Source organism: Flavobacterium sp. FG139 (genome assembly GCF_057809695.1).
On record NZ_JBMDKL010000019.1, the window covers coordinates 52,674 to 59,313 of the forward strand.

At 32.9% G+C, this 6,640-nt stretch carries 6 protein-coding genes; 4 read left to right on the forward strand and 2 right to left on the reverse strand.

The window, feature by feature from the left end; translation table 11 throughout:
- Positions 1-54: 54 nt before the first annotated feature.
- Entirely contained in the window at positions 55-1,464 is a 1,410-nt protein-coding gene (locus ACODSI_RS14055; RefSeq protein WP_488917495.1) for a peroxiredoxin family protein, read from the reverse strand.
- 216 nt (positions 1,465-1,680) lie between these two features.
- Between ACODSI_RS14055 and ACODSI_RS14060 the strand changes: the two genes are divergently transcribed.
- Together ACODSI_RS14060 and ACODSI_RS14065 are read left to right on the forward strand one after the other, a co-directional pair.
- Positions 1,681-2,457 (forward strand): TlpA family protein disulfide reductase, encoded by a 777-nt coding sequence (locus tag ACODSI_RS14060; RefSeq protein ID WP_488917496.1) that lies wholly within the window; start codon positions 1,681-1,683, stop codon positions 2,455-2,457.
- Between the two features lie 80 nt (positions 2,458-2,537).
- On the forward strand, positions 2,538-4,157 hold the full coding sequence (locus ACODSI_RS14065) for an ABC-F family ATP-binding cassette domain-containing protein (protein ID WP_488917497.1): 1,620 nt from the start codon (positions 2,538-2,540) through the stop codon (positions 4,155-4,157).
- A gap of 91 nt (positions 4,158-4,248) precedes the next feature.
- On the opposite strand, the gene ACODSI_RS14070 is transcribed toward ACODSI_RS14065, so the two are convergent.
- Positions 4,249-5,124: a lysophospholipid acyltransferase family protein gene (locus ACODSI_RS14070; RefSeq protein ID WP_488917498.1), complete on the reverse strand. Its 876-nt coding sequence runs from the start codon at positions 5,122-5,124 to the stop codon at positions 4,249-4,251.
- Between the two features lie 99 nt (positions 5,125-5,223).
- Here ACODSI_RS14070 and ACODSI_RS14075 point away from each other — a divergent pair, with 99 nt between their 5' ends.
- Positions 5,224-5,871: a rhomboid family intramembrane serine protease gene (locus ACODSI_RS14075; protein ID WP_488917499.1), complete on the forward strand. Its 648-nt coding sequence runs from the start codon at positions 5,224-5,226 to the stop codon at positions 5,869-5,871.
- A gap of 32 nt (positions 5,872-5,903) precedes the next feature.
- Complete coding sequence (locus ACODSI_RS14080; RefSeq protein ID WP_488917500.1) at positions 5,904-6,590, forward strand: SIMPL domain-containing protein; 687 nt, start codon at positions 5,904-5,906, stop codon at positions 6,588-6,590.
- Positions 6,591-6,640: the final 50 nt, after the last annotated feature.

Here is a 6,640-nt window from a genome sequence, read left to right on the forward strand (position 1 = left end):
AGTAAATAAAAAGCCGATTTTCATCTGAAAATCGGCTTTTTATATTGTGAAATGTTATTTTAATTCGTCTTCAAAATTGACTTCAAACATGTTGGTAAAACCGTTTTTAATGGTTTTGTTGGCATTGATGATTAGAGTTCGATGCACGCGAGTGATGGCCCATTTGGCTCTTATGTCTTCAAAGTTGGCGCAACGCAATTCGGTGATAGAGCCAAAATTATATTTTTTCAAATCAGATTTCCATTTATCTTGGTCATCATCCAAGTTGATGGCGATAAAAGTATAATCGGGATGTTTTGCTTTTAAAGCCAGCACTTTTTTGTGTGCGGCAATTAGATGAGAATTCAATTTTTCGGACCAAAAAAACAATACTGTTTTTTGTTTGATGACGTCGTTAGAAGATATTGTTTTGCCATTACTATCAATCAACTGCACTTCGGGTAATTCTTTTCCTTCCGTTAATAACTGAATGGCATTTCCAATTTTTAAAACTTCATTTTTCTTACTCTTGTCGGTAGAATATTGGTGGTATGTTTTTAGAAATTCCTTATTGTTGACTACATTTTGATCTTCCATTAAATATTTGAACGCAATGTTATTGAGCACAATATTTTTTACTTTCTGATTTTTAATTAAGGTGTCGGCAATTTTTAATTTGTTGATATTGGTTTTCAACTCAAGGTCACAATCTGAAAAATGATTGTGGTAATTAATAGCACCCACATTGTTCAACATGTGATCCAGATACATGACAAAAGGAGAGAAATCAGTTAGCGCTTCATTGCTAAAATCGATGGTTTTTCTGAAGTCGTAATAATCTTTTGGGAGTTTATCAGAAACATCTTCACCCGTTCTCATTTTGTGAAGAATAGGATAAATTTCTTTTTTGGTATAATGTGGAAATTTCACAATTCCGCTGGCGTAAACGTCAAATTCATCATTCCATTTGATCTCTTCTTTTCGAGAAGCATAGAATTTTTCGTTATCCTTATTGATTTTATTAATGTAATCGTTGAATTTATCAAAGGAATAATTGAAGGTTTCAAACATGTTATTTTTGTCCTTTTCATTTCTCAAATACATTTCCATCAAGAAATTGTTTTTTCGATCACCTCTACCACAGAAAATAATTGATTCGTCAAAATCTTTGGAATCGATATGCACTTTGATGCTATCGTTTTTGTCGAAATACACATATTGGTATTCGGGTTCATTTTTAAAAGTATATAAACCGGGTGTTAAGGAATCAAATTTGATGAAAAAAGTATTGTCTTTTTTTAAAGGAATAGTATCTAAAACCACATTGTCTTTACAGAAAAGGATGTAAGGAGTGGATGGATTTGCGACTTCACCACCAAAATAGGCTACATAATTGTCGTTTGAAAATTCTTTTTTGCAAGAAGTCAACAAACATAATAATACAGCTGGAAGTAGGTAAATTCTATAAAAGGGCATTTGGTTCATTATCGTATTTCTTAAAACAAATGTATTCAGATGATTTTAAATATATTGTTAATCAATAGTTAAATAAATGTTTTAATGTAATGGTGTATTTAAACTTTTTTTAAAATGCTTTTAATGTTGTTTTTCAGGCTTAAAAAGTAAGTTGTTATCTACTTAAATGGGTTTACTGTCTTTTCTTTTCTTAATTTTGGAACATCAAAAGCGCTATTACTTATTATGAAAAAAGCAATCAAATTATATTTTTTACTATTCATTTTTTCTTCGTGTTCGGGTCAAGCCCAATATGGTGCTCCCGAAGTAGATCCGGTTGCTGTTCAAAGTAAGTTTATGGATTGGTGGAAGTATCAAAATGCTCATATCATGCTTTCACGAGATTATATTGCTTTGGATGCAAATTCTAAAGTTATTACAAAAGAGGCTTTTTTAAAGGAGTTGACGTTGGGAAATTATATTCCCATTCGGATGCAATCGACAGATTCCTTATTTTATTATAAATTGTTTAACATAGAAGCTACGTCCGATACCAGCATCAAAGCTACCATAATGCAAACTGCTTTTGATGAATACGAACATTTTAAAATGGAAGGTACCGAGTTTCCTAAGTTTCATTTTACCGATTTAAAAGGAAATGTAATTTCTAACGAAACCATGAAAGACAAGATTGTAGTAATAAAATGTTGGTATATCCATTGTGCGGCTTGCATCAAAGAATTTCCTGATGTAAATCGTTTGACCGAAAAATACAAAGACCGAAAGGATATCCTTTTTGTGAGTTTGGCCGAAGATACGCCGCAACAACTCCATACATTTTTAGCTAAAAAGCCGCTTTTGTACTCGGTAGTTCCTAATATGAAAATATACATGAATGAAACCTTGCATTTGAATGCGTTTCCGACTCATTTTATTCTTAATAAAGAAGGAAAAATTATTAAAGTATTGTCAAATTTTGAGAGTTTGGAGGTAGCTTTAGAAAAAGAAAGTAAAAATGAATAGCACTAAAAAAACTAGTCACGAATTGTCAATTACTAATCACTATTGCTTACTTTTGCACCAAATTAAAATACTCTTTTTATATGCTTACAGTTTCTAATTTATCAGTTCAATTTGGTAAAAGAATATTATTTGATGAAGTAAATACCACTTTTACCCAAGGTAATTGCTATGGTGTTATTGGTGCCAATGGAGCAGGAAAATCTACCTTTTTAAAGATTCTTGCTGGCGATATTGATCCCACTTCAGGAAGAGTTATTTTGGAGCCAGGAAAACGTATGTCGGTTTTGAATCAGAATCACAATATGTTTGATGAACATACGGTTTTAGAAACGGTCATGATGGGAAATAAGGTTTTGTTTGCTGTTAAAACAGAAATGGATGCCTTATATGCCGATTATGATGATAAAAATGCCGATAGAATAGGTGAGCTGCAAGTGCAATTTGAAGAAATGAATGGTTGGAATGCCGATTCAGATGCTGCAGCAATGTTATCTAACTTAGGTATTTCTGCCGATATGCATTACACATTAATGAGTGAAATGGAAGGAAAACTTAAAGTACGTGTGTTGTTAGCACAAGCACTTTTTGGAAATCCGGATGTGTTGGTGATGGATGAGCCTACGAATGACCTGGATTTTGAAACGATCACTTGGTTAGAAAATTTCTTAGCCAATTATGAAAACACCGTAATCGTTGTATCGCACGATAGACACTTTTTGGATTCGGTTTGTACGCATATTTCGGATATTGATTTTTCTAAGATCAATCATTATTCAGGAAATTATACCTTTTGGTACGAATCCAGTCAATTAGCTGCGAAACAAAAAGCACAACAAAATAAGAAAGCCGAAGAAAAGAAAGCCGAATTGGAAGAATTTATTCGTCGTTTTAGTGCGAATGTGGCTAAATCAAAGCAAGCGACTTCTCGTAAAAAAATGATTGATAAATTAAATCTTGATGAAATTAAGCCATCAAGTCGACGTTATCCAGCCATTATATTTGATACGGAACGAGAAGCTGGCGATCAAATTTTACATGTTGAAAATCTTGCGGCATCAATCGATGGTGAAGTATTGTTTAAAAATGTTGATTTGAACATGGCTAAAGGTGATAAAGTGGTTGTTTTCTCTAAAGATTCACGTGCTACAACAGCATTTTATGAAATCTTAAATGGAAATATGACAGCAGATGCCGGTACTTTTGATTGGGGAATTACGACCAATCAATCCTATTTACCCAATGATAATCATTCCTTTTTTGAAGACGGAAGCTTGAATTTAGTCGATTGGTTGCGTCAATGGGCAAAAACTGAAGAAGAACGTGACGAAGTATATGTTCGTGGATTTTTAGGTAAGATGATTTTCTCTGGAGAAGAAGCGCTAAAAAAATGTACGGTTTTATCGGGAGGAGAAAAAGTGCGTTGTATGTTATCTCGTATGATGATGATGAGAGCTAACGTTCTAATGTTAGATGAACCAACGAATCACTTAGATTTGGAATCGATTACCGCTTTTAATAATTCATTAAAAAACTTTAAAGGATCGGTATTATTTACTACTCATGACCACGAGTTTGCTCAAACCGTTGCCAATAGAGTTTTAGAAATTACACCTAATGGTGTTATCGATCGTTATATGACATTTGATGAATATCTTGATGATGATAAAATTCAAGAATTGAGAAAGAAAATGTATTCTTAAAGTTTGAAGTATAAAATCAAAAACTAAAAAGCCTGAAAACAATGTTCAGGCTTTTTTTATACTTCGTACCTTGTACTTTTCACTTTGTACTTTAGTCATACTTCTTGTGTTTCCAACGTTTATGTGTCCACAAATAAAACTCTGGCGCTTCATAAATTTGTTGTTCTACTTTTCGCATAAAAGTTTCTGAAATTTTATAATCGGGAACCGACTTTACATCTTCCGAAAGCACTTCAAATGATGCTTCATAATACCCTCGTTTTACTTTTTTTACCCTAAGATAAATCACATTCATATTGTATCGTTTCGCCAACATCTCCGCTCCAAAATGAATGGGAGTCTCAATACCCATAAAACTATCCCAATATAAATTATCGGAACGTCTTGGAGTTTGGTCGCTTGCAAAACCAAACACACCAAGAACTCCATTTTTGTTGTTTTGTTCTATACAGACTTTAGTTTCTTTGGTTGTAATTAAATAGGCTTTAAACTTAGATCGAATGTCTCGAACCAATTTGTCAAAATACTTATTAGCGATACGTTTGTATATTGCATACCCTTTAAAAGTAATGTGATTGTTCATTGAAATAACCCATTCGTAACTGGCATAATGGGCACACATCAAAGCGATGCTTTTACCTTTTTTCTCCAAATCTAAATAAACCTCCAAATTGGAATATTGAAATCGTTTGTTGATTTCTTTTTCCGAAATGGTCATTGTTTTTACCATTTCTAGAAACATATCACACAAATGGTGAAACGATTTTTTTTCTATCACTAACCGTTCTTTCTCTGATAAATGGGGTAGTGCTATGGCTAAATTTTCTCGCACCGTTTTTTTTCGATAACCAATTACATAGTATAAAAGCACATAAATTCCATCGGAAATTAAATACAAAATAGGAAAGGGCATGATGGAAATCAGCCACAGAATTGGATATACTAATACATACAATAAAAGTTGCATTCTCTAAATTTTATGCAAATATACAGTTTATGTTAATTTTATAACTTTGGTTTAACAAAACCTAAAGAACAATTCCTATTTTTACCTAAAATAAATTCCATGGACTATAATATTTTTGTACTCGCACTAATTGCAATCAATGTAATTGCTAGTATTAAAGGCTTTGACGACTATTCTTTTTTTAGAAAATTTCAATTTCATATCGGTAGTATTCGATCGGGTGAACAATACCGTATGATTTCTTCGGGTTTTCTTCATGCCGATATTCCGCATTTGGCATTCAACATGATTGCTTTGTACTCTTTTGCAGGTGTGGTGACCCAATTATTAGGAAACTTTACGTTTGTTATAATTTATTTTGCTAGTCTTATTTTTGGAAGTTTACTGACCTTATATTTTCATAAAAACGATTTTAGTTATACAGCGGTTGGAGCATCGGGTGCCGTAACCGGAATCATTTATTCAGCGATATTAATGGTTCCTAATTTGCCAATCCGAATTTTTTTCATCCCAATTGATATTCCGGGTTACATCTTCGGAATCCTTTATTTGATGTATTCTATCTATGGAATGAAAGCCAAAAATGACAATATTGGTCATACAGCTCATATCGGTGGCGCAATAGGTGGATATGTTTTTACGTTATTAAAATATCCTGAAGTCTTTTCAAACAATATGTTCATTGTAATTCTATTAGCCATTCCAATCATTTTAATGTTTGTTATGGCAAAACAAGGAAAATTATAATCTCTTCTAAAGCAATTAATAAATATTTTTTTATGAAAAAAACTGTCTTATTTTTATTCGTTTTTATGGCTTCTTTGTCGCAAGCGCAAGAACAAAAGCAAATTCCTCAAATAACCGTTTCGGGTGAAGGCAAAGTTTCTGTGAAACCCGATCATGTAGTGATTAATTTCGGTGTTGAAAACAGTGGTAAAGATGCCACTGAAGTTAAAAAACTAAACGACGAAACCGTCGATAAAGTAATGAAGTTTATTAAAAAATTTGGAATTCCAGCTTCCGATTTTCAAACAACCAACGTGAGCCTAAACCGTAACTACGATTATGAAAAAAAGAAATTTAGCTTCAATGCCTCTCAATCCATTACCATCACGCTTAAAGACATCTCAAAATACGATAGCTTAATGATGGGATTGGTAGATAACGGTATAAATAATATTGAAAATGTTGAATTTAAATCGTCTAAAATCGAAGACTATAAATCGCAAGCACGAAAATTAGCTATGAGTGATGCCAAACATAAAGCCGAAGATTACGTTTCGGTGCTGAATCAAAAAATTGGTAAAGCAATTTTAATTAGCGACAATTCACAAGCTCTTTTTAACGAGCCTAGATATTATAAACTGGCCGCAGCTTCTATGTCCAATGAAGCTCCTATGGAAACTTTGGCAGCGGGTGAAATAGAGGTAACCGCTAATGTAACAGTAAGTTTTATTTTAGAATAAGCAGCGAATGGCTTGGGCTTTCTTGGAGTCCGTATTCCTGCTGTTCGTTC